The sequence below is a fragment of the Sphingobacteriales bacterium genome (assembly GCA_016711285.1).
Lineage (GTDB): Bacteria > Bacteroidota > Bacteroidia > Chitinophagales > UBA2359 > JADJTG01.
This window is the reverse complement of sequence record JADJTG010000007.1, coordinates 120,871-144,407: the sequence shown is the minus strand read 5'-3', so window position 1 is coordinate 144,407 and position 23,537 is coordinate 120,871. Positions and strand designations below refer to the sequence as shown.

13 protein-coding genes are annotated in these 23,537 nt (G+C 41.7%); 10 read left to right on the top strand and 3 right to left on the bottom strand.

The genetic code is table 11. The annotated features are described in order from the left end of the window. The first annotated feature begins 62 nt into the window (after positions 1 to 62). The 5 genes from IPL35_05370 (at position 63) to IPL35_05350 (ending at position 8,833) form a co-directional block, all read left to right on the top strand. Positions 63 to 968 carry a glycosyl transferase gene (locus IPL35_05370; GenBank protein MBK8442866.1) on the top strand — a complete coding sequence of 302 codons (906 nt, stop codon included), beginning with the start codon at positions 63 to 65 and terminating at the stop codon, positions 966 to 968. 265 nt (positions 969 to 1,233) lie between these two features. Beyond that, on the top strand, positions 1,234 to 2,160 hold the full coding sequence (locus tag IPL35_05365; GenBank protein MBK8442865.1) for an ABC transporter permease: 927 nt from the start codon (positions 1,234 to 1,236) through the stop codon (positions 2,158 to 2,160). Then, the gene (locus tag IPL35_05360) at positions 2,147 to 2,827 is read left to right on the top strand and encodes an ABC transporter ATP-binding protein (protein MBK8442864.1); all 681 of its coding nucleotides are present in this window, start codon (positions 2,147 to 2,149) and stop codon (positions 2,825 to 2,827) included. The genes IPL35_05365 and IPL35_05360 overlap by 14 nt, the downstream gene beginning before the upstream one ends. A gap of 603 nt (positions 2,828 to 3,430) precedes the next feature. Continuing rightward, a complete protein-coding gene (locus IPL35_05355; GenBank protein MBK8442863.1) occupies positions 3,431 to 6,340 on the top strand; it encodes an N-6 DNA methylase in 2,910 nt (969 codons plus the stop codon). Between the two features lie 294 nt (positions 6,341 to 6,634). Next, positions 6,635 to 8,833, top strand: a complete 2,199-nt coding sequence (locus tag IPL35_05350) for a DEAD/DEAH box helicase family protein (protein ID MBK8442862.1) — start codon at positions 6,635 to 6,637, stop codon at positions 8,831 to 8,833. On the opposite strand, the gene IPL35_05345 is transcribed toward IPL35_05350, so the two are convergent. Next, entirely contained in the window at positions 8,790 to 9,125 is a 336-nt protein-coding gene (locus IPL35_05345; GenBank protein MBK8442861.1) for a hypothetical protein, read from the bottom strand. The two genes, IPL35_05350 and IPL35_05345, sit on opposite strands and share 44 nt — an antisense overlap. A 31-nt stretch (positions 9,126 to 9,156) precedes the next feature. On the opposite strand from IPL35_05345, the gene IPL35_05340 reads away from it, so the two are divergent. Beyond that, positions 9,157 to 9,612, top strand: a complete 456-nt coding sequence (locus IPL35_05340; protein ID MBK8442860.1) for a GNAT family N-acetyltransferase — start codon at positions 9,157 to 9,159, stop codon at positions 9,610 to 9,612. Positions 9,613 to 9,778: 166 nt separating this feature from the next. Further along, entirely contained in the window at positions 9,779 to 10,597 is an 819-nt protein-coding gene (locus IPL35_05335; GenBank protein ID MBK8442859.1) for a hypothetical protein, read from the top strand. A 235-nt stretch (positions 10,598 to 10,832) separates the two neighbouring features. On the opposite strand, the gene IPL35_05330 is transcribed toward IPL35_05335, so the two are convergent. Next, positions 10,833 to 15,527, bottom strand: coding sequence for a gliding motility-associated C-terminal domain-containing protein (locus tag IPL35_05330; GenBank protein MBK8442858.1), 4,695 nt, complete (start codon positions 15,525 to 15,527; stop codon positions 10,833 to 10,835). 230 nt (positions 15,528 to 15,757) lie between these two features. Between IPL35_05330 and IPL35_05325 the strand changes: the two genes are divergently transcribed. Further along, a complete protein-coding gene (locus tag IPL35_05325) occupies positions 15,758 to 20,125 on the top strand; it encodes a hypothetical protein (GenBank protein ID MBK8442857.1) in 4,368 nt (1,455 codons plus the stop codon). Positions 20,126 to 20,128: 3 nt separating this feature from the next. Here the strand turns inward: IPL35_05325 and IPL35_05320 are convergent, their stop codons facing one another. Continuing rightward, on the bottom strand, positions 20,129 to 20,926 hold the full coding sequence (locus IPL35_05320) for a DUF2520 domain-containing protein (GenBank protein MBK8442856.1): 798 nt from the start codon (positions 20,924 to 20,926) through the stop codon (positions 20,129 to 20,131). A 205-nt stretch (positions 20,927 to 21,131) separates the two neighbouring features. Between IPL35_05320 and IPL35_05315 the strand changes: the two genes are divergently transcribed. Further along, positions 21,132 to 21,968, top strand: a complete 837-nt coding sequence (locus IPL35_05315; protein ID MBK8442855.1) for a hypothetical protein — start codon at positions 21,132 to 21,134, stop codon at positions 21,966 to 21,968. A gap of 233 nt (positions 21,969 to 22,201) precedes the next feature. Next, positions 22,202 to 23,452, top strand: coding sequence for a 4-hydroxy-3-methylbut-2-enyl diphosphate reductase (locus IPL35_05310; GenBank protein MBK8442854.1), 1,251 nt, complete (start codon positions 22,202 to 22,204; stop codon positions 23,450 to 23,452). Positions 23,453 to 23,537 lie beyond the last annotated feature (85 nt).

The window sequence follows — 23,537 nt, the reverse complement described above, 5'->3', positions numbered from 1 at the left end:
CGGCAAGCATTACGAAACAACCGAAACTAACTAATATCACATTAACATAAACAAAAAATAATATGACAGACAGCGACAGTAAAACAGAAAACGCAATTTCAAATCAAGTAACAATTGCCTATTTTATTTTGGTTCATAGATTTCCAGAACAATTTAAGCGACTTTTCAAAGCACTTTATCACCCAGAAAACCATTACTTAATTCATTTAGACAAAAAAGCAAGTATTGACATTTATGATGACATAAAAGATTTTTTAACTGATTTTCCAAGTACCTACATTTTGGAAAGTGAAAACGTTGTTTGGGGCGGATATAGTATGGTTCAAGCAGAACTTAATGGAATGAGTTATCTATTAAAATTAAATGTTGAATGGGATTTCTTTATCAATTTAAGTGGACAAGATTATCCTTTAAAATCTCAAAAAGTAATTAGAGAATATCTTACACAAAATAAAGGAAACAACTTCTTAAAAATTGCTGACCAGTTGCTTGTAAGACCTGAAACAATGAACAGAATTGAAAACCATTTTACAGAAACAATAGATGGTTTTAGTGACATAACTTATAAGAGGGCTTATTTAAAAGATGTAGTACCTTATATTGGTGGACAATGGATGATTTTAACAAGACAATGTTGTGAGTTTATTTGTAATAGTGGAGAAGCTAAAAAGTTTGAAGATTACTACAAAAATACACTAATTGCTGACGAATCATTTTTTCAAACAGTGCTTATGAATACTTCATTTGACGGAGTTCTTATCAATGACGACAAAAGAGCCATTATTTGGGTACCTGATGGAGATATAAAATTAAGACCAAAAACATTTACAGAAGATGATGTTAAATTTCTTTTAGAAGGGAATAATTTATTTGCACGAAAATTTGACGATAACATTGACAGTAACATAATAGACAATATGGAACTATTCTTTAACCAACCACTTAACAAAGTAGAAATACAAAACTAAAATATGCCAGCCGCTAACATGAACTGTGCAAAAAACCAAGAAAATTAGATAGAAATTTCTAAATAATTTTTGCTGTAGGGAATTTGATTTTTTACGACTCCAAAAACTAATACAGGGGTTTTGCGAAAGTGGGGCTTTGTACTAAATTTGAGCAATGGAATTCTAATGAACTTTTGTGTTAAATTGAACATTTGTACTTCGATTTCCCCACCTTCGGCAAGCCCAAAACCGTTACAAGTTATTAAAAAGACAGACCGAGCGCAAAATGAAAGACTATTTTAATTTACAATATGTAATGACAAACCGAAAGATTAAGGAAACAGGACTTAATCCTCTTTTAGGCTATCTTTTGGGATTAACTGCATTTGTTTTGCTTTCAGAGTACATTTTCCATAAGACAGAGTTTGCCAAATACTTAGTAATCTTGACTTGTCTTAGTTTACAAATTAAACTTTCCGAAAAAAATAGAACGGATTTTTTGCTATCAACTTTCGGGGATAAATCAAAAATGAAAATAAGGGTTTTAGAGAACTTTATCATTTGCATACCTTTTGTTTCGTTTCTATTATACAAAAGCCTCCTGTTTGAAGCCAGTATTTTATTTTTGTGTTCGATTATTCTTGCCTTATTCTCTTTTCACTCCAATTTTAATCTAACAATCCCTACGCCATTTTCTAAAAAACCATTTGAATTTTCTACAGGTTTCAGAAAGACCTTTTTCATATTTCCAATTGCCTATGCTTTGACAGTTATTGCTATAATTGTTGACAATCTGAACTTGGGGATTTTCGCATTTTTATTAGTTTTCTTAACCTCTTTAAGTTACTATCACAAGCCTGAGCAAGAATATTATGTTTGGGTTCACGCAGAAACGCCCAAAGCTTTTTTAAAGAATAAAGTTTTGAACGCATCCAAAAACACTACTCTTTTAGTTATTCCAATCATAATTAGTCTTTTAGTATTTTATCCAAGCAAATTTGAATTGATTTTAACCTTTTTTTTGATAGGAATTTTATTCCTTTGGACTGTAATTCTTGCTAAATATTCAGCTTATCCAGATGAGATGAGCATACCGGAAGGGGCTATAATTGCATTTAGTCTTTACTTTCCGCCTTTGTTATTGGCAATCATTCCATTTTTTTACTCAAAATCTATTAATAAGCTAAAATATTTATTGAATGATTATAATTAATGGACTAAGCAAAAGTTACGGTAAAAACGAAGTTTTGAAAAACATTTCAATGGAGTTTTCAAAAGGGAAAGCTTATGGAATTGTTGGCGAAAACGGCGCAGGAAAAACAACATTATTCAGATGTATTGCGGGTTTAGAGAATTATAAAGGAGAAATAAATTCCGACATTACGCCTTTAAAAAATCATTTAGGCTTGCTTTTGACAGACCCTTTCTTTTTCTCAAAGATCACAGGTAAAGAATACATCAGACTACTTTGTAATGCACGCGGTAAGACTAATATAGAATTTGAGAGCAAAAATATTTTTAACTTACCACTCAATCAATACGCTTCTACTTACTCAACAGGTATGAAGAAGAAACTAGCAATCACCGCTATCCTCCTTCAAGAAAACGAATACTTTATCCTTGACGAACCTTTTAATGGTGTTGATATACAAAGCAACATTATATTGACAGAAATAATTTTGAAACTGAAAGAACTAAACAAAATTGTTATCATTTCATCACATATTTTTTCAACATTAAGCGATACTTGTGACGAAATACATCTTTTGAGAAAAGGAGAGAAAATCAAATCAGTTGAAAAATCAGACTTTAAAAACTTAGAGCAAGAAATGAAAGAAATTACAATTGGAAACCGAATTGAAAAACTTGAACTTAAATAAATAACGGCATATAACAGGCGTTTGGCAAAAGTGGCGGTTCAGTGCTCCGCATCAACATTTGTGGTAAAAATCCCCGCCTTCGCAAAGCGGCAAAACGTTAGCGGTCACCCTAAAAGACGATACAACCGACAACAAACGAACAGAATAATGACAGACAAAATGCCAACCCTTCGCAAAATAAAAAGAGCTGCAACCAACCGCACAAACCAACTCAAATTGCAGCACATTTTATTTTGCCCAACCGCACCCAAGCCCACCCACCACCCAACCAAAATTTACGATTATAGTTCTGTATGGCAAGGAACCAATTTATGTATATTATCTTTGAACTTTTAAAATAAATATGGGAAGATCGACAGTACATTACGCAGACAATAAAACAAACAATGCTTTAAAAAAGCTACATAACAAGTTAAGACCCGCTGGTACTCCTGTTCAACGTGTGGAGTATATCATTGAATTACTTTTATTGCGAATTTTTGAAACCAAAATTAAACAAGACGAAGAATTTAAGCCCTTACGAAAACTTTTTCTTCTGACTATATTTGGAAAAATCCCAAGACAAGTAAAGAAGAATCAAACGAAAATCGCTTGTTCTCTTATTTGCCGACCGTTTCTAACGACCAAATCTTATCCGAACTCAACGACAACTTCTTTCCATTTTACTCAAGCATACTAAGCAGTGCAAGACAAGTATTTGAAGGAAACCTTCCGCAAAAAGTTCAAGACCAATTAGTTTTAATTGAAGAAGTTTTCACCAATTCCAATTTTACTAACAACGTAAACAGCGGAAACCTTGGCGAAGTAATCAGCATTGTTGCCAACGACATTGAAGAAGCAAGACTTTTGAAAACCGACCTTTTGGGTGATGCCATTGAATCAGCTTTGAGTGAAACAGGCGGAACAAAAGATGTTGGACTATTCCGAACACCTGACCACATTCGCCAATTTATGACGGCGATGATAGAGCCAACTTTTGACGACATTATTTTTGACCCTGCTTGTGGTACAGGTGGTTTCTTGTTTGACGCTTTTGAATTTGTAATGCGAAGAGTTGACCCCGACCGTGAATGGCCCGGAGAAAAAGCACATTCCGAATTGTCGGCTTGGTTTGATGAATATTTTAAGTTCAATCAATTAGACTTTCCGAGCATTGAGCAAACCACACAGTTTTACAGAACAGGTGTAACAGGCATTGAATATTTGGGAATGATTCGCAAAATGGCGGCTATCAACTTTTATGTTCGTGGCTTAAACCCTGCAAACATTGAGCAAGGTGACAGTTTGGCGAAATATCGACCAGTAACCGACCACGAAAGCAAATCCGTTATTTTTGCTAATCCGCCTTTTGGAGCACAACGTGACCAAGAAAGTTATCCTGATGTTTGGGGTGAATATTCCAAAGAATCGGAAACCACTATTTTGTTTGTGAAATTGATGTTTGAGCAACTCAAAGCAGGTGGCAAATGTGCCGTAGTGGTTTCAGAAGGTTTTCATACTTGGGACCAGTTTAGTGCAAAGGCATTGCGTAAAATGTTATTGGACGAAGCACAGTTGAAAGCCGTTATTTCTTTGCCACAAGGTTTGTTTGTAAGCAAAAGCGGACAAGGTCCTAAAACTTCAATTCTCATTTTTGAAAAAGGTGGAAAAACCGACTGGACTTGGTTTTACAAAATAACCAACGATGGTTATACAATGGGAACAAACCGCAAAGAGCAAAAAGGAAATCAACTCATTGAATGTTTAACGCTATGGCACGAATATGTAAAACACGGTAAACAACCGCCTGAAACTAAAAACCAATTTTGCATTCCTGCGGAATGGATTAAAACTCTTGACCCAAGAGTAAAAGAAAAAATCCGCACGGAAACCCGAGCTGATATGGAAGCCAAAGGCAAAATTGAAAGAGAGAAAAAAGAAGCCGACCTTGATAAAAAGATAAAAGCCAAAAAAGCAACCGAAGCCGACAAGTCAATGGAACTAAAAACCTTTGACCAAATGCTGGAAAACCGCATACAAAACGAAATTGCCAAACGCATTGACAAGGCACACAACTATTCTTTTAACCTTGCCAACTACAAAAGCACCATAAGCGACAGTCAAATAGTAGAATGGACAGAAGCACTCAAACACATACAGCCAAACGGTGCAACCACATTGGAAGAGGTTTATAAAAAACTGAATAACGGTAAACCCGAAAACATTTTACCCTATCTGCTCAAACTCAACCCTACCAATGCCCTGGAAGCCGATATTGCCCGTGAATATGTAAGCAATTTAGATAACGACCTGATTGCAAAGCATAGGGAGTTGAATATGATTAAGGAGATTTTGAAAAGCGGGGCAAAATATCAGATGGTGAAATTGAAAGACTATTTGATATTGAATGAAAACAAAATAAAGCCGAACAAAAACCCTGATGTAAATTACAAAGTGCTTGGCGTAAGCAATGAAGTTGGCATTTTCTTAAACGAAAAACTACAAGCCGAAGAAACCAACCAAAGCTATTTTGTAGTAGCTAAAAATGAATTTTGTTACAACCCATATAGAATAAATGTGGGAAGTATTGGCTTAAACAACAACGATTACGATAACCAAATAATAAGCGGTGCTTACATTGTATTTGCTTGCAAAGAAGATGAACTCAACCCAAAATATTTAGACACACTTTTTAAAAGCAAAGGCTTTTTGAATTATGTAAACGACAAAGCCAATGGCGGAGTAAGAATGAACTTTAAGTTTGAAGATATGGAATCTTGGGAAATCCCCTTGCCTTCCCTTGACGAACAAAACGCTATTGTGGCTCAAATTGAAAAACAAAAAGCGATAATTGAAGGGGCGGAGAAAATTGAAACAAATTTTGAGTTTGAATTTCCCAACGTTTATGAATGGAAAAGGGAAAAGCTATCCGACTGTTGTTATCAGCTAATAATCGGCAATACACCAACAGGAAAAGTAAAAAGTGAAGGTGAAATTGTCTATTTGAAAGTAAATAATCTTTCATTTGACTTATCACTCGATTTCAAGAATGAATATTTTATTGACCGAGAAACACACGATAAAGACCTGAAGGGTTCAAAGTGTTATGCTGGTGATGTTTTGATGAATATAGTTGGACCGCCACTTGGTAAAGTTTCTATTGTGCCACCACAGATAGAAGAATGCAATATAAATCAGGCAATTATTTGTTTCAGACCCAAAGAATATTTGGACAGTAGATTTTTAGCATACTACCTTTTGAAAAAATCAACAGTAATTAGATTTATTGAAAATATCAGACGTTCAACAGGTCAATGGAACTTAACAAAAACAATTTGTTCAGCATTTGAAATTGACTTCCCAACTATTGATGTTCAAAAGCAAATTGTGAAAGAGTTAGATGCACAAATGTTTGTATTAACTGGTATCCGCAAAATGAAAGCCGAAGCCCAAAAGAAAATCAACCAAATTTTAGCCGATGTTTGGGGAGTTGAATTTGTTGAGCCAGTAGAAGAGGAGGTAGTCGATGAATGAGTTAAGCAACGCCCCCCCCCCCCCCCCCCCCCCCCCCCCCCCCCCCCCCCCCCCCCCCCCCCCCCCCCCCCCCCCCCCCCCCCCCCCCCCCCCCCCCCCCCCCCCCCCCCCCCCCCGCAAGAAAATTAACGAAGCAACTTCAACAGATTTGCCAATCATAACACGATTAGTTAATGAGTACGGCTGGAAAGTGGGCGATACTTTGCTGTATCAACAGGCTTATGCTTTGCCTGAAAATTTAAAAAAAGAGTATAATAACAAGCTCATATTAAGCCCGATATTGTTTTGCAAGATTTGAACGGAGAAGTTTTGGCCGTCATTGAAAACAATCTGGACAAAGAAAACAAAGACCTATTGAAATTGCGTACCGTAGTTACGCATTTGCTTAAACCTCGTTTTCTGTATGCTTGCAGTGCCGAACGCATTTTGTTTTACGACAATGCTTGGCGTGGCTTAGAAGCAGGAGAGTTTAAGCAAGTAACCAATTTTATGAGCTTGGAAGAAATGAAGCTCAAAATTGAGCAACAGAAAAAAATTGCTTCCAACAAAGAAATTACCATTGACACCACCATTGCAGGCGGTTTCGACCCAAGCATAGGCAAAGACAGATATTATCAACTGGACTGTATTCGTACAATTATTGATAACTACAAAGCAGGCAAACAAAAAATGCTAATCCATATGGCAACAGGTTTGGGCAAAACCCGAACAGCCGTTGCAATGGTAAAAGCGTTATTGGGCAGTGGCTTATGCAAACGCATATTGTTTGTGGTGGACAGAAGAATGTTAGCCAAACAGTCGGTTGATGATGGCTTTGCTTTAATTAGCCGAGAATTTTCAAGTAGTTGGATTAATAGTTCAAATCATAAGACTAATAGACATAAAAGCATACAAGTAGTTGTTATTGATACTTTAGAATTAATTCACAGCGATTTACCTTCTAACTTTTACGATTTAATCATTGTGGACGAATGCCACAGAAGTATTAACGTAAACCGAAAACTAATATTTGACCATTTTCTTTGTCCGAGAGTGGGTTTAACAGCCACGCCAAGAATTGCCACACCGAAAGAAGGAACAGAAGTGGACGAAGAAGATTTGGCAATCATTGACACCTACAAATTATTTGGTTGCGAAACAGGCGAACCCGATTTTCAATTTGATATGGAACGGGGAATCAGCGAAGGTTTCCTTGCACCCTACAAACCCATTGAATTACTTTCTTCACTCATTCAAGAAGCCGAAGAAAACGGAATTTCATTCGACCACGTTTTAGACCCACAAGAAAAATATACCATTGCATTAGGAGCAGAAAAGAAACTGAAATTAGAGCAACTCAACCGCAAATTTATTTCAGAAGAAAATTGTTTGCGAATTGCCGAAGAACTAAAAAAGAATACACAATACGGAGAAAAAGTAATTCTGTTTGGTGTAAGTCAGGCACACTGTATGGAATTGACAAAAGCTATAAATAGAGTTTTTGAAACTGATTATGAAGGAGGAACGCATTATAGCGAATATGTAATTTCGGAAAATAACGAGATGAATGAAATGCTAAAAGCGTGGTTTAAGAAACCCTATCAAAAACCTTATATAGTTACTTCGGTGGACATTTTAAGCACAGGCATTGACATTCCTTGTGTGCGTTACATTGCATTTGCAGGACTTACAAAATCAGTTGGCAAATACATTCAAATGGTTGGGCGTGGCACACGACTTGACCCAAAAACAGGCAAATTCAGTTTCACCGTTTTGGACTTCGTTGGTTTATGCAGGCGAATGGAAGACAACGGAAAAGGAACGCTAAAAGAGAATAAGAAAGTTGTAAAACCAGGCGACCAAAAACCAAGACCAACAGGAACACCCCAACCCCAAGGTAACTACTTTTTAATTGACAATCCCGACCCTGCACATTTAATTCAGCGAGTAGAAATTCACGGAGATTCAATCATTGTTAAAGACAATATCCCCATTGAAAAAGCCAAACGAATTTTTGAAGAAGAATTAAAGAAAACTCAAGAGCCGGTAATGGCAGACTTGAAAGAGAAAGCCAAACAAGACGACTATCAACCAACCGACGAAGAAATAGCTAAACTGCTCGACTGGTTAAGCAAACCAAACACATTTTTGGACGAAGGGCATTTACAAAAAATGTACGACTTTGCCGAAGGTTCAGTTTGGGACTTTTTACTTCACGCCTTAGGCAAAAAGAAAATTCCAACACCAAAAGAACGTATAGAAAAAAACTACCTTTCGTACATACGCACTTACGACTTCACAGACGAACAAATAATTATTTTGAAAAAAATCAAGGACATTTTTGTGTCCAATCTTGCTTCAAAACGAAACATTGACGAGAAGGATATTTTTGGAAATCCGATTTACGAAAGACTAATTGGTTCGTATGACGACATAAACAAAAAGTTTGACGGAAAATTTAACTTAGTAATTAACGACTTAAAGAAAACATTTGGTAACAGACTAAATACATAGCCAGCGTATTTGGTGGCACATTGGCAAAAGCGCACCAGCCCACGCTAAATCCAAGTTTTGCAAAAGAGCCACCCAGCCAACGCACAAAAAACAGACACGAAATGACAACGAACAAACACGACAGACAAGAAGGGCAGCTGCTAACAGCGGTTTGGCGTAATGGCGGGTTCAGTGCTTCGTATGACAGTTTTGTGGTAGGTTCAAGTGCAGTTCTTCGCTTGAACATTTGTACTTCGATTTCCCCCACTTCGGCAAGCCCAAAACCGTTAGCAGCAACCGTATGACTCGGCATTGCGAATATTGACAAGAGTAAAAATTAAAGAATGGACAAAATGAATTTACGACCAATAACACTAAACGAAGACAAGACAAACAAAGCGTATACTTCACCTGACTGCCAACAACTGTTGCAAATGTATGACGACTTTTATCCCAAAATCGGCTTCAACATTCCTTGGATTGCTTACTTTGTTGTTAGACAAAATCAGATTGTAGGTTCTTGCAGTTTCGTGGGACAACCACAAGACGGAAAAGTTGAAATTGCTTATTGGACATTTAAAGAATTTGAAAAACAGGGCATTGCTTCGTTTGCTTGCAAAGAACTTGTAATAATCGCAAAACAAACAGATCCAAGTGTGATAATTACAGCAAAGACAGCCCCCGAACACAACGCTTCAACAAAAATTTTAGAGAAGAACCATTTTGTGTTCACTGAAATTGTGCAAGACGAAGAAATTGGTGATGCCTGGCTTTGGACACACAATAAAACGACAAATTAAAACGGTATGCTGCTAACACGGACTTGGCAAAATGGGGGCAGAAGTGCAAAATTTGAACATTCGTACTTCTATCAACATTTGTGTTTAATTGAGCATTTGAGCTTCGATTTCCCCCACCTTCGCAATCCGCCGGACCGTTGGCTGCTATTATACAGAACGACACATTATGACAATATACAGCGACTTTGCTTACGAAAAATATGAGGTGACTTTTCAAAAAGGAAAGTTAGATAAGGTTAAAAATCTTATTAGAATAGACATAACCGATAAATTCATAGAGAATTCAATCCGACCAGAAATTTTTAAGTTATATGTTTTACGAGACGAAGAATTTTATCGTTTTATTGGTTCAACATTTAAACCAATTGACAACGTTTTAGAAACAGATTTTGATTTTGTTTTCAAAAATGAATCAAATTCCGAATTGGTAAGTTATCCTGACCAAAAGCAATTAGAACTTTTAATTTGGACGTTTGACGGATTAACAGAAAAACAAATAGAGATAGTTAGTCTTGAACTTAATGTTAAAATCAACCAAAAGTATAATTGTTGGTGTTTGACAAAAGCTAATTTCATATTAGACAATTCATTTGTTTTTGGAAAGTTTATTGCAAATGACATTTTTGGGGTTCTTGAAACATACAAAACATTTCCAAATATGATATTAGATGAGAAAAGTTGTTCAAATATAATTTTCGAAGAACCTTATCAGTATGGACTTCGAGGAGATATTTACTTATGGAAAGAACTAAAAACTGTCTTTGAAAATTCAAAAATTAACAACGCTGACGAATTTGAAAAACTTTTATACTCGACTTTTGAAAGTATTACTATGAACAAACCGACAATGGGAAAAAACTATGGGGTTAGACGCTATAACTTTGGAGGAATGTCAAGCGGAATGATTTGTTCAGATTTTTGGATAGAAAGAGGTTTTCCACTTTTAATTGAACGATATGAAAACGAAAAAAATAACAGCCGCTAACAAGGTATTGCCAAAAGCGGGGCTGAAGTGCTAAATCGAACATTTGTGCATTTTATGTATATTTGTGCTATATTTTAATTTTGTGCCATTAAAACCTCACCTTCGGCAATACCCGACTGTTTAGCCGTAACTTAAAAAAACATACTGTAAATGAATTGGTTTTAAAAGATATACATCTTGGTTTGCAGTGTCGTTTTAGGGTAAGGCATATCACCTCAAAAAAAGGGAAAGAAGATTAGTGCAATACCGTTATGGTTCCTTTTTGCAGCGCACGCCCGTCATTTACGGTGATGATATAATAATAGGTGGCATCTTGCAGTTGCTCGCCATTGTCCTGATAAGTACCCGCCCAACTATTGTCGTAGTTTTGGCTCTCATACACCAAACGCCCCCAACGGTCAAAGATTTGCACCTGCGCCACTGCTCCAAAATCCGGCAATACCCAAGTGTCGTTTTTGCCGTCGCCGTTGGGCGTAATGGCGTTGGGTACTTTGGAAGGCAAAGGCGGCGTGGGTGTGCAGTCGCCATCATTGCGCACGAGTACCAATACTTCGTCTTCGCTGCGGCAGCCCTGCAAAGAGGTCGCAATTACTTTGCAAATGTTGCTTTCGGCAGGTGTGGCGATGGTGGTGGCGCTATTGCTGCTGCTCAAAGAAGCAGTCGGCGACCACGCAAAATATTGCGCATTGCTGTTGGCGGTCAAAACAAGAGAATCGCCCAAACAGATGCTGGTGTCGGCGTTGAGTGTTAAGGTAGGCAAAGGATATACTTTTACTTCTGTTGCGGTGCTGTCGCTGCAAGTGCCGTTGGTGGCGGCTAATTGCACCCAGCCCGACACCGAAGGAATTATCTCCAAATTGCTGCCCGCTGCGGTGCTGCCGTCTGTCAAGGTCCAGCTATACGATTCCGCCGCCCCCTGTGCGGTGAGTTCCAAACTTTCGCCCGCACACAGTTCATTGTCGCCCACTATTTCCACCGAAGGCGTTTCATTCACCAGCACCCAATTTTCCAGCGTTTGCGTATCGCTTTGTCCGCCGCAACTCGTCACCGTCAAAGTCACCGAAAAAGTGCCTGCAGTATTGTAAGTAACAAAAGGATTTGCCAGCGTAGAAGTAGCAGGAAGCCCCCCTTCAAAAGCCCATAAGTAACTGTCGGCAGCAGCAGCATTTGAAAAAGCAAGGTTGTCTCCTTCGCAGAGTTGTGCGGCAGCAGTGGCAATGTTGGCAAGGGCTTGTTCGGTATTTACAGTAATAGTGACCGTTTCCGTATCGCTGCAACCATAGACGTTCGTGCCACTTACTGTATAAACGGTGCTTTGGGTGGGCGTAGCCGATACAGTTGCGCCGCTTGCAGAAGAAAGCCCCTCGCTCGGCGACCACACATATTGTGCAGCTCCGGCTGCCTGCAATACTACACTTTCACCCAAGCAAATATTAAAAGTATTTTGCAAAACAGCAATGGCAAAAGACGGCTCCTGAATAACAATGCTGTTGGGATACGTTTGAATGCAGCCTTTGGCATCGCGCACCGTAATTGCATACACGCCCGCCGCCAGATTATTAAAAGTATTTTGGTTGAAATAGCTGTTGCCGTTGCCTCCGTTGATAGAATATTGTAATACACCGCTACCGCCCGAAGCCACAATATTGATGCTGCCGTCATTTTTACCGCACTCGGTAATATTCGATTTATTTACCGCACTGATGCTGATAGGTGCAGGATTTATGATATTCACCATACCGTAGCTCACTTCGCAAGTTCCGTCTGTGGTGCGCACTTTTATTAAATAGTTGCCGCCCGCCACATTGCCGAAAAATCCATATTGCGACCAAGTAATACCGCCGTCAATAGAATATTCCAAAGTGCCGTTGTAAGTGGCATTGATGCTGATAGTGCCGTCTGCACCGCCATTGCACGAAGGCGGCGTAGCAGCTACCTCCAAAATATTAATACTGTTGCCCTCTATCACTACCGGATTGGCGGCATAAATCGCCGTACAGCCGGTGGGTACATCTTGCACCAAAATATTATATACGCCCGAAGGCAAATTATAAAAAACTGCATTGCTGTGCCAGGTGCTGCCGCCATCAATGGAATACACCACATCAGTGCCGCCCGTGATAAAAACAGACAAAGAAGCATCGGAGCTATTGCAGGTTGAAAGCGGTGTGGTATTCACCGAATTGATAGTAATATTGCTGGGGTCGCTGATAAAAATAGGCGTTGGGTTGTTCCACACACAGCCTTGCGCATCGCGCACTTTTACAAAATAAATACCCACGGGCAAATTGCTAAAAATATTGCTGTTGGCATATACTTGCCCGTTGTTGATAGAATATTGCAGAGGTGGTGTGCCACCGGAAGCAAAAACACCGATTTGTCCGTTGCTTTGCCCGCATACCGATACATTGGTAAATTGTACGCCGGCAACAAGGGCAGGCGGATTGGTCAGGGTAAGCGGCGTAGCATAGCTTACCACACAACCCTGCTCATCGCGCACTTGCACCGTATATACACCTGCTGTCAAATTATTAAAGGTATTGCTCAAAGTCCAGATATTGCCACCATCAACGGAATACGAAAGTGCACCATTGCCACCGAAGGCAGATACTACGATTTGTCCGTTGTTGCTGTCGGCACAAAGCGGAGAAGTAGCACTCACTCCGGCAATTTGCGGTAGTTGCACCGCCGACAAAACAGCACTTTGTGAAGCAGTTACCACACAGCCGTTGGCATCTCGCACCGCTATTGCATAAGTGCCTGCCGCCAATCCCGAAAAAGTATCAACGGCATGAAAAGTTGCGCCGCCGTCTATGGAGTATTGATAAGGGGGGGTGCCGCCGCTCGCCGCTATGCTGATGCCGCCGTTGATAATGGCACAGGAACTCGGCTGCTGCAGCGAAAAAGTAAGTGCCAAATCGTTGGTGCTCAATGGCGGCACAATGGCGGTGGTGCTTTCGGAGCAGGCGGCAGCATCTTGAACAACAATACTGTAAGTGCCACCCGATAGATTATTGAATAAAGGGGTATTGAAAAATGTCACACCGCCATCAATGGAGTATTCATAAGGAGCAGTGCCGCCCGAAGCAATTAATACAAGGCTGCCGTTGGGGCTTTGGCAAGAGGTGGGTGCAGTGACATTGTAATTTAATGAAATAGTGCTGCCTGTAATAGAAGGAAGCGTAAAAGATAAATTGGTTTGGCAACCCAGCACATCTTCTACCAATACATTATATGTACCCGAAGACATATTGATAAATGTATTTTGATTCGTAAAAGCTATGCCGCCATTTAAAGAATACTGATAAGGCGGTGTGCCTCCTTCGGCATCAATACTGAAAGCCGCCGTACCCTCCTGACAAGCCGAAGGCGGCACTATATTTACAGCTGCCTCTAAGGGACTTCCCACCTGCACCACCACCATCGGCGCATCAGGCAGCACACAGTTGAGGGTGTCGCGCACTTCTATGATATAAATACCTGCCCCTAAATTTTCAAATACAGGGCTTGACTGAAAAGTAGCACCGCCGTCAATGGAATACGCCAAAGCTCCATTGCCGCCGCTCACTTGCAAAGTAATGCTGCCGTCTGTTCCTTCTGCACAGGAATCATCGGTACTGAGTACCTCTTCCAATATCATCGCGCTGCCGCCCGCTATGTGAATCGTTTCGTTATATGTTCCCAAACAGCCCGAAACCGTATCGCGTACCTGAATAGTATAATTTCCGGCAGTGAGGTTTTCAAAGAAGGGTGTAGTTTGAAAAGAAACACCATCTATAGAATACTCCAAATAATTACCCTGTGCGACAATGGCGATAAAACTACCCTCTGTACTTTCGCAAGTGGGTTGTTGTACGACCACAGTATCAATGGCAATATTACTCAATTCCGAGCCTACCGTCACCGGATTGTTTTCGTAGTTGAGATAACAATTATCTGCCGTGCGTATCATCACCGTATAGCTGCCCGCCGTTAGCCCCTGAAAAAAGTTGTCGTTTTGATAAGAAACACCGCCATCAATGGAATACTCCAAAGTAGTATCGGCACTTGCAACAATGGTAATAGCTCCATCATTGCCGCCGCATATTGTGGTGTTCAGCGCATTGACCACCTCTATTTCAAGCTGATGTACATAAACAGTAAAAGAAGCCGTAGCGGTGCAATCGCCCAAAATACTGCTCACCTTGTAAGTGGTAGTTTGTTGCGGTATCACGGTTAAAACCGAATCTGTACCCAATAATATATCGCCCTGTTGCCAAAGATAATTATCAGAGCCTGCTACTTCCAACATAGCGGTATCGCCGCTGCACACGATACTATCGCCTGAAACATATAATGTGGGGGTATCTAATACAAATACCTGCACGGTGTCGGTGTCGGTGCAGCCGTTGGCATCGGCAGCGATGAGAATAAAAGTGGCATCTTCGCTTACATATACCTCGGGGTTGGCACTGTGTGCATCATTGAAGGCGGTGGCAGGCAGCCACAAATAGGTTTCGCCGCCGCTTGCTTTTAAATTAATCATATCTGCACCACACACATAAATATCATTGCCTGCATCGGCAACTACATCATTATTTTCGCAGTTGAGCGTAGATACCAAATATACAGGCGACCACTCGCCCGTGGTTTCGCCGCATATCGGTTGCACCTGTATTTCATATACAATACCCGACTGCAAATTTCCCAAACCTATGTAAGTAAAAGGGTACTCCTGCACAATCGTCCAATCTTGTGTATCCTGCGGGCGGTAGCGAATTTGATAAAAAGTAGCGGCGGGAACATTTTGCCACGACAAAGAAATATCATAATACCCGAAAGCATCTACCGAAACTTCGGGCGTAAAACATTCTCCTTCCTGCGCCTGAATAAAAACAGGACTCGCAAGTGTAAAAAGGAAAATAATGAGTAGCAGATTTTTTTTCAACATAATTAGTAGAGTAGCTTGGCAGCTAATAAAAAAGTATTTAAAAAATACGATTAAAAGTATGATAAAGGTAAAAAACGTTCTATTATTTAATCGTTATAACGCCACAAAATTAATGGTTTTTTTGGTAGCAGATGTAGTAAAAGCAGACAGAAAACAGATTTTTTGATAATCGCTTCTTTTGCTATTATTCAATAAAACAGATTATTTTTGTTGGAATGATTTGTTTTTTAATGAAACCTCTTTTTCGTTTTATTTGCCTACTGTTGTATGGAGGCTTGTCGGTGCTGTCGGTGCAAGCCCAAACACCTACCCCTTACAACAACGAATGGATTGATTATAATCAAACCTACTACCGTTTTAAAACCGCCGAAAGCGGGCTGCGCCGCATCAGCTATGCCACGCTTCAAAATCTCAACTTGCCCACCGTAGGTTTTGGCTACCGCCTCTACAAAAACGGGCAGCCTGTGCCGCTTTATGTGAGCAAGGGCGGCAACCTATCCGAAAATGATTTCTTGGAATTTATCGTTGCCCCCAATGACGGCTCTTTTGATACCCAACTCTACAAAACCGCCGCCCAACAGCCTTCTGTTTCCCGCAGCCTCTACACCGATACCGCCGCCTACTACCTCACTTGGAGCGATGCTTTTATGCCCGAAGCCCAATATACAACTTTCCCCAACTTGTCGCCGCCCGAAGGCACTGCTCCTCTTGTCGCTTTCAACCATACCGCCCGCAAATCTTTTTTTAATCGCCACTACCCCGGACAGCCCGTGCGCCTCTCCAATACCTATAATTATTTGGCAGAATTTGAAGACGGCGAAGGCTACGGCAGTATGGAACTCTTAGAGGGCGACAGCCTCCATATCGCTTTGCCCACACCGGCGGCGCACTATGCCGACGGCATACAGGCAAATGTAAGCCTTAAATTTTTGGGGCGTACCGATGACCTCCTCACGTATCCCGACCACCACGCTACCATCAAAATCAATGGCGTACCCTGCTATGATGTCACTTTTGACGGCTATCGCTCGCACAGCGTGTCTTTTCCTGTACCCATCAGCCATATCAAAGCCGAAACGCGCCTCACTATAACAGTAATAGGAGATACTTCAGCAGAAGAAGAAAGTATAGCCATAGCTTCGGCACAAATCAGCTATATGCGCACCTTCGATTTGAAAGGAGTTGATGATTTTCAATTCAGTACCGCCGCTACTGCCAACGAATGGTGTGTGCTGCACAACTTCGACGGTGGCACCGCTCCTGTGATATATGACAATGCCAACCGCTTTCGTATAACACCTACCTTTAATGATACCACTCAAACGTGGTCGGTGTACTTGCCTTATGCCGCACCAAGCATCAACCGCGATTGGTATGTTTTTAATACCGACAATGTAACTTATATAAATAATGTAGAAGAAAAACATTTCAGCCCCTACCCTGCCCAAGAAGGCAACTATATCATCATCACACACCCCACTTTGTGGAATGTGGCGCAACAATATGCCGCTTATCGCAGCAGTGCGGCAGGAGGTGCTTTTGAGGTGCAAGTGGTGAATGTGGAGGAATTATACGAACAATTTGCTTTGGGTATTGACAAGCACCCCTTAGCTATTCAAAACTATTTGCGCTATGCCCGCAATCAATGGAGCAGCCCGCCGGAATATATGTTGTTATTGGGAAAATCTATTGAGTATCAATATTGTCGCAATACGCCCAATAATTTTGCGCGTTGTTTAGTGCCTTCTTTCGGTTATCCGGCGGGCGATATGCTGCTCGCTGCCGACTCGCCCGCCGATTTCCGTCCGCGCTTGGCGGTGGGGCGCATACCTGCCGCCGACACCACTCAGGCTTTGAACTATTTAGATAAATTAAAAACTTTTGATGCTGCCCGCGCGCTGCCCTGCAACAGTGCCGACCGCCGTTGGCAAAAACGCGCCCTCAATTTATCCAGCGGCTACGGCGAAAGTGATGCAGCTGCCTACAAACAATATATAGACAGCTATACCAATATCTTGGAGCGCGGCAACTACGGATTTGATGTAGTAGGCAGCTACACGCAAGCCTCCGGCAACATCATACCGCAAGCCGCCATCGGCGAGTGGCTCAACAAAGGGGTGGCTCTTATCAATTATATGGGACACCCCACCGCTACCTCGCCCACTTATTGGAACATTGACATCGGAACGCCGCAAAGCTATGACAATGCCGGAAAATTGGCTTTTTATAATTCCAACTCTTGTTTTAGCGGCAATATTCATCAAAGTATAGGCACTGTGATGGCTGAAGATTATATTTTGGCTGCCGAGCGCGGAGCTATTGGCTATTTGGCGGTGGTGGGGTATGGTTTTCCGGCATATAGCGACCGTTTTAATGAAGCATTCTACAATAATCTCATCAATAAATATTTTGGTACAGCCGCCGGAACAGCCGTGCAATACGCCATCAGCGATATTTATTCCAACGAAAACGGCATAAAAAAACAATGTCAGTCTTTGGTGTATGTAGGCGACCCTGCCGTGCAACTCTATCATTGGCAACAACCCGAATTGGTTCTTTTAGCTGAAAATGTTACTTTTTCACCCCAACAGCCCCGCGCCGGAAAAGATTTTATCATCAATGTAACCATAGAAAACTGGGGACGCGTCATGACAGAAGATTCTTTCTTTATCCACATCAAACGCATATTTCCCAACGGCGAGGCAGTTGATATGGTGCATCAAAAAGTACCGATAACTACTGCCAAACAATTATTTTCTTTTGTAGTGGATAATAAAAATATGGCATTTCAGGGAGTAAATACTTTTGAAATCAGTATTGATAATGATAATACAATAGCCGAAGATTGTGAAGATAACAACAGCATCACACAGACAATTACTATATTGCCCGACCCCTGCCCCGATGTGCCGCTTCAAATTGTGCTGGACAGCACCGTTTTTTGTCGGAATACCAATGAGAATATTGTATTGCAGGGCATACCCAATGGCGGCGTTTTTCGTTTAGATGGTGTAGTGGTGAATAGTTTTAATCCCGCCGCTTTACAACAAGGACGCTATTTTTTGGAGTATCAATATGAAAATAATGGCTGCGAATATATAACGGCGCAGCTGATTGAAGTGAGCGAAATTCCCGACATCAATTGCTTCGTACCCCAAAAAGTTTGTATCGGCGATACGCTGCAACTCGCTTATACAGGAGTTGTGTATCCCAATGCCACCTACGAATGGAATTTCGGCGAAGGCGCATCGCCTGCTACGGCAAGCGGCATCATACCCCCACCGCTTTGGTATGGCAGCAGTGGCAACAAAAGTATCAGCCTCACGGTACACTATGGTGTGTGCGAAAGCACCATTTCAAAACCTTTGCGCGTAGATGCGCCTTTGGCGGCGGTAAATATTAGCGTCATCAGCTCCAACAATAACAGCATTACCCTCCAACTCAACCAAGCCGTTTCTCCTTTTTATGGCGTACTGCTCAATGGCACACCTGCTCCTACCCCCGCCTACTCGCCAAACGATATATTGACGATAAAAAATCTATCCGAAAATACGACCTATAATATTGCCGTTTATGCCGCCGGCAATACGCCACAGGGCAATGCCTGTGGTTTCGGTGATACTTCCAATGTTGTAACAGCCGCCACCCTGCTTTGCGAGCCGCTAACCGCACAGATAGAAGGCATACCCACACAGATTTGCTTAAATGATGCGCCCTACACGCTCATTTTGCTGCCCGAAGGCGGCAATCTGCAAGGAAAAGGAATAGAAAACGGCATTTTTTATCCTAAAAAAGCGGGCATCGGCACACATACGCTTTCTTATTCTTATATCCACCCCATCAACGGCTGCGAATACAATGCGCTGCGTGTGGTAAATGTAAATTTAGAACCCAGCCCTTCGATAAGCGGTGACACTATGTGGTGTGACGGAGGGCTGATTACACTAACCGCCATGGAAGGATTTAGTGCATATTCATGGAACAATGGCAGCACAACACAAACGATACAAGCAGATACAGCAGGAATTTTTACGGTGTGGGTTGAAGATGTTTTTGCCTGCGCCGCTACCGCAAGCCACCTGTTGCAAGCTGCTCCAATGCCGCAGCTTTTTTTGCCCGACAACGATACTTTATCCGCCGACAGCAATTTGTTGTTGAATCCTCTGGCTCAAAACAGCCATTCATTCGTGTGGTCAGATGGCAGCACCACCCCCGAACTTTGGGTAAATGCAGAAGGCAGCTATTGGGTGACGGCGAGCAATGAATGGGGCTGCACCGCTACCGACAGTGTAAGGGTGTGGTCGGCAGAAGTGGGCTTACCGACAACGCAAACGGCAACAAGCTGGCGTATAGCACCCAATTTGGTGCAGCGTGCTTTTTATGTATATAGTGATGATGAAAGGTATGGACAAACAACAGCAATAAAAAATATCTGTTTGATAAATACCGAAGGAAAACGCTTTGAATTAATGAGCCAACCGCAGGGAGATGCTTTGTATGTAAATGTCGCGCATATAGCGGCAGGTTTATACACGGTAAGCATCAACAGCAGCAGTTTTGGGGAACGGTATATCGGAAAAATTGTGATATTGCCCTAAAAATCAACGATTTTCTTGCAGTCGCATCATAATATGCTCCGATAACAGATGATACAACTCCAAAGCGGCGGGCTGCTGCTGCAAAAGAGCTTCGTGGCGTGCCATAGTGGAATAATCGCGGCGGGCGGCGGGTCCGCTTTGCCGCAAGGCGGGGTCGCTCGGCGGCGTGCCGAATGCTTTGGCGATGGTTTCCTGTGCCAAAGGCTGTAATATCTCAAAAGGTACTTGGGCTTCGTGGCATATACGATACGATATGCTCAATAAATGATTGCAAAAATTATTGACAAAAACCGCCGACAAATGTAAATATTTGCGCTGTTCGTCATCAACGGCATACACCAAAGGCGAAATATCGCTTGCCAATTGCAATAAAACTGCTTCGCTGCGGGCATTGTTGGCGCAGATACAAAAAGGAATACGTTCCCATTGCGGCGGGCTATTGCGATGAAAAGTTTGCAGGGGATAAAATACGCCGTATTGCGCAAAGCGTGCCAACTGCTGCGAAGGCACTGTGCCGGAAGTATGTGCAACAACGACCGATGGCGGCAAAGCAGGAAGTTGAGCCGCCACCTCTGCAATGGCATCATCTTTTACCGCTATCAACACGACATCTGTATCCGTATTCAGGGTGGCGAGTTCGCGGAGTGGAGCGGCAGCTACTGAGGCGGCGGTTTCGCTCGTTTTGGCGGCTTCGCGTGAATATACCTCCACGATACGATGACCTTTGCGATGCAATACCTGCGCCACATGAAAACCGACATTTCCTACCCCTATTACACTGATTTTGAGTTGAGTCGTCATATTTTTTATAAACCTTGGATAAATCTGCAAAAAAACGCTAAAATATCTATATCCTTCTGTAAAAATACACCCTTCTTTTACATCACCCAAATTACCTTTATTTATTCAACCATAAAAATTATGACGATATTTGCGCTATATTTGCGCTTTGTAATATTTTTTCGCCAAGCATTTTTTTATTTTCTAAATCTTATTTTTACCAAACATGGATTCCGCAAAAATATTTCTCCGCGTTTTAGTAGTACTGGGATTTTTATGGGCAGTTTATTGGATGATGACCTATCGCAGCAATAAAAACAACGTAGAAGGCGGCGAAGTTGTTGCCGTAGAAAACAGCACCGAAAACGGAAGCCCTGCTCCGACATTGCAAAATTTAGAGCAGCCCTCCAATACTTTCAACTCCGACAGCAGCCTTGCCACTACCCTGCCCCAACAAACTACTACCAATACCACCCCCGCAGCAGGTAGCGCGACCTCGTCCCTTGAAAACGATATGACCACCCCCTCTCCTCAAACCATTAACAGCGAAGCCGACCTCATAGACCCCGACAAAGGCAACAATACCGCCGCTTCGGGGCTTTCTTATCTCAAAAAACGTTTTAAACGAGACAATAAATACGGCACTTACTACGGTCCGGCATTAGACGGCTCACCGGACGGTTTTGGCGTGTTGCGCTACGAAAACGGAGATGTATATATCGGCGAATACAAACGCGGCGAACGAGACGGTATGGGCGTATCCGCTTTTAAAGGCGGTAAAATAGCACTCAAAAAATTTGAAAACGGAAATGTAACCAAAGAAAATAAAACGGATTACAGTTTCAAAAAAGAGACTTTTAAACGCGACGACGGCAGCGGCACTTATGAAGGCTCGTGGCGCAATGGTTTGCCCTATGGTGTAGGCGTATTTACTTATGATAACGGTACAATATATATAGGAGAATATAAAGAAGGACAACGGCACGGACGCGGCAATTTGGTGGATACCAAAAGCAATACAGTGAGCATTAAAAAATATGATATGGGTAAAGAGGTGAAATAATTATCAACAATAATATAGCGGATATAATTTCGTTTGTAAAAAAAATGCACCAACCTTTATTCTGTCATTCAATTCAAACTATTTTGAAAGGTTCATTGTTTTTTTTAAAAAAAATTGCAACTCTTCGGAATCTCAAAATTTCTGAAAGATTGCAATTATAAAAAATATGATATTCAACACAATAAGCGTTCTATCGCTCTCATATAAAAAACACCTTCTGTTGTAGCCACCTTATGCGCAATTTTGATGTCCCTCAGCATTTTCGCAGCTCGCTTATCGGAGCAGTAAAAGAATATCGCAAACGCCAAGACCCCCGAAAAAAAGATCTTTCGCCTTCGCTGCTAGATTTCGGAACGGTACATTTTTTGCTCGCACGTCATTTCGGCTTTTGCTATGGAGTAGAAAACGCCATTGAAATTGCCTATCGCACCTTAGATAATTATCCCGACCGCCGTATTTTCTTCATCTCCGAAATGATTCACAACCCCGAAGTAAACGGCGACTTGGAAGCCAAAGGTATTCATTTTCTCAACGACACCGAAGGAAAAACGATTTTTCCCGTAGAACAACTCCAACCCGATGATATTGTACTCATTCCGGCTTTCGGAACTACCATAGAAATGGAGCAACGACTGCGTGCCGCCGGCGTACAGTTGGAAACCTTTGATACCACCTGCCCTTTTGTGAAAAAAGTGTGGAATCGTGCCGAAACACTCGGCGACAGCCGATTTACAGTGGTCGTTCACGGAAAACCCGCCCACGAAGAAACTCGCGCCACCTTTTCGCACAGTACCCAGCACGCCCCCACCCTCATCATCAAAGATATGGAGGAGGCGCAGTTGCTGGCACCATTTATCACCGAAAAACGACCCTATAAGGAGTTTTTTGAAGTATTTGACAAAGAACGCTGCTCGCCTGACTTTGACCCCACCCACCACTTGCGCCAACTCGGTGTGGTGAACCAAACCACCATGCTCGCCGCCGAAACTCAAGCCATCGCCAATTTTTTGCGAGAAGTTATTTATCTGCACTATGGCGAAACCCTCGGAAAAACCTATTTCGCCGATACCCGCGACACCCTCTGCTATGCCACCAACGAAAATCAGTCGGCAATTTACAGCCTCTTGGACGAAGGCGCAGATATGGCAATTGTAGTGGGCGGATATAACTCATCTAACACGATGCAGCTTTACAAACTTTGCGCACACCAAATGCCCGCTTATTTCATCAAGCATTCCGACAATATTATATCGGCACAGCAAATCCGGCATTTTGATTTGAATACGAAACAAGAAATGATTCAGGAACATTATCTGCCCGCCGCCAATATCCAAAAACCGCCCCGTATTATCATTAGCGGCGGTGCTTCGTGTCCCGATTCCCTTTTGGAGGCGGTGCTTTTGCGCTTACTTCCGTTTTTTGCGCCCACACGCACACCCGAAGCCGTAGCAGTAGATTTCAACGCCCGATTTTCAACGGTTTAATAATATTTAACACCTAGTATTTTATTATATTTTAAGATTGTATTTTCTTTGATAAAATAATATTAAAGCGGTTGTTATATCATTC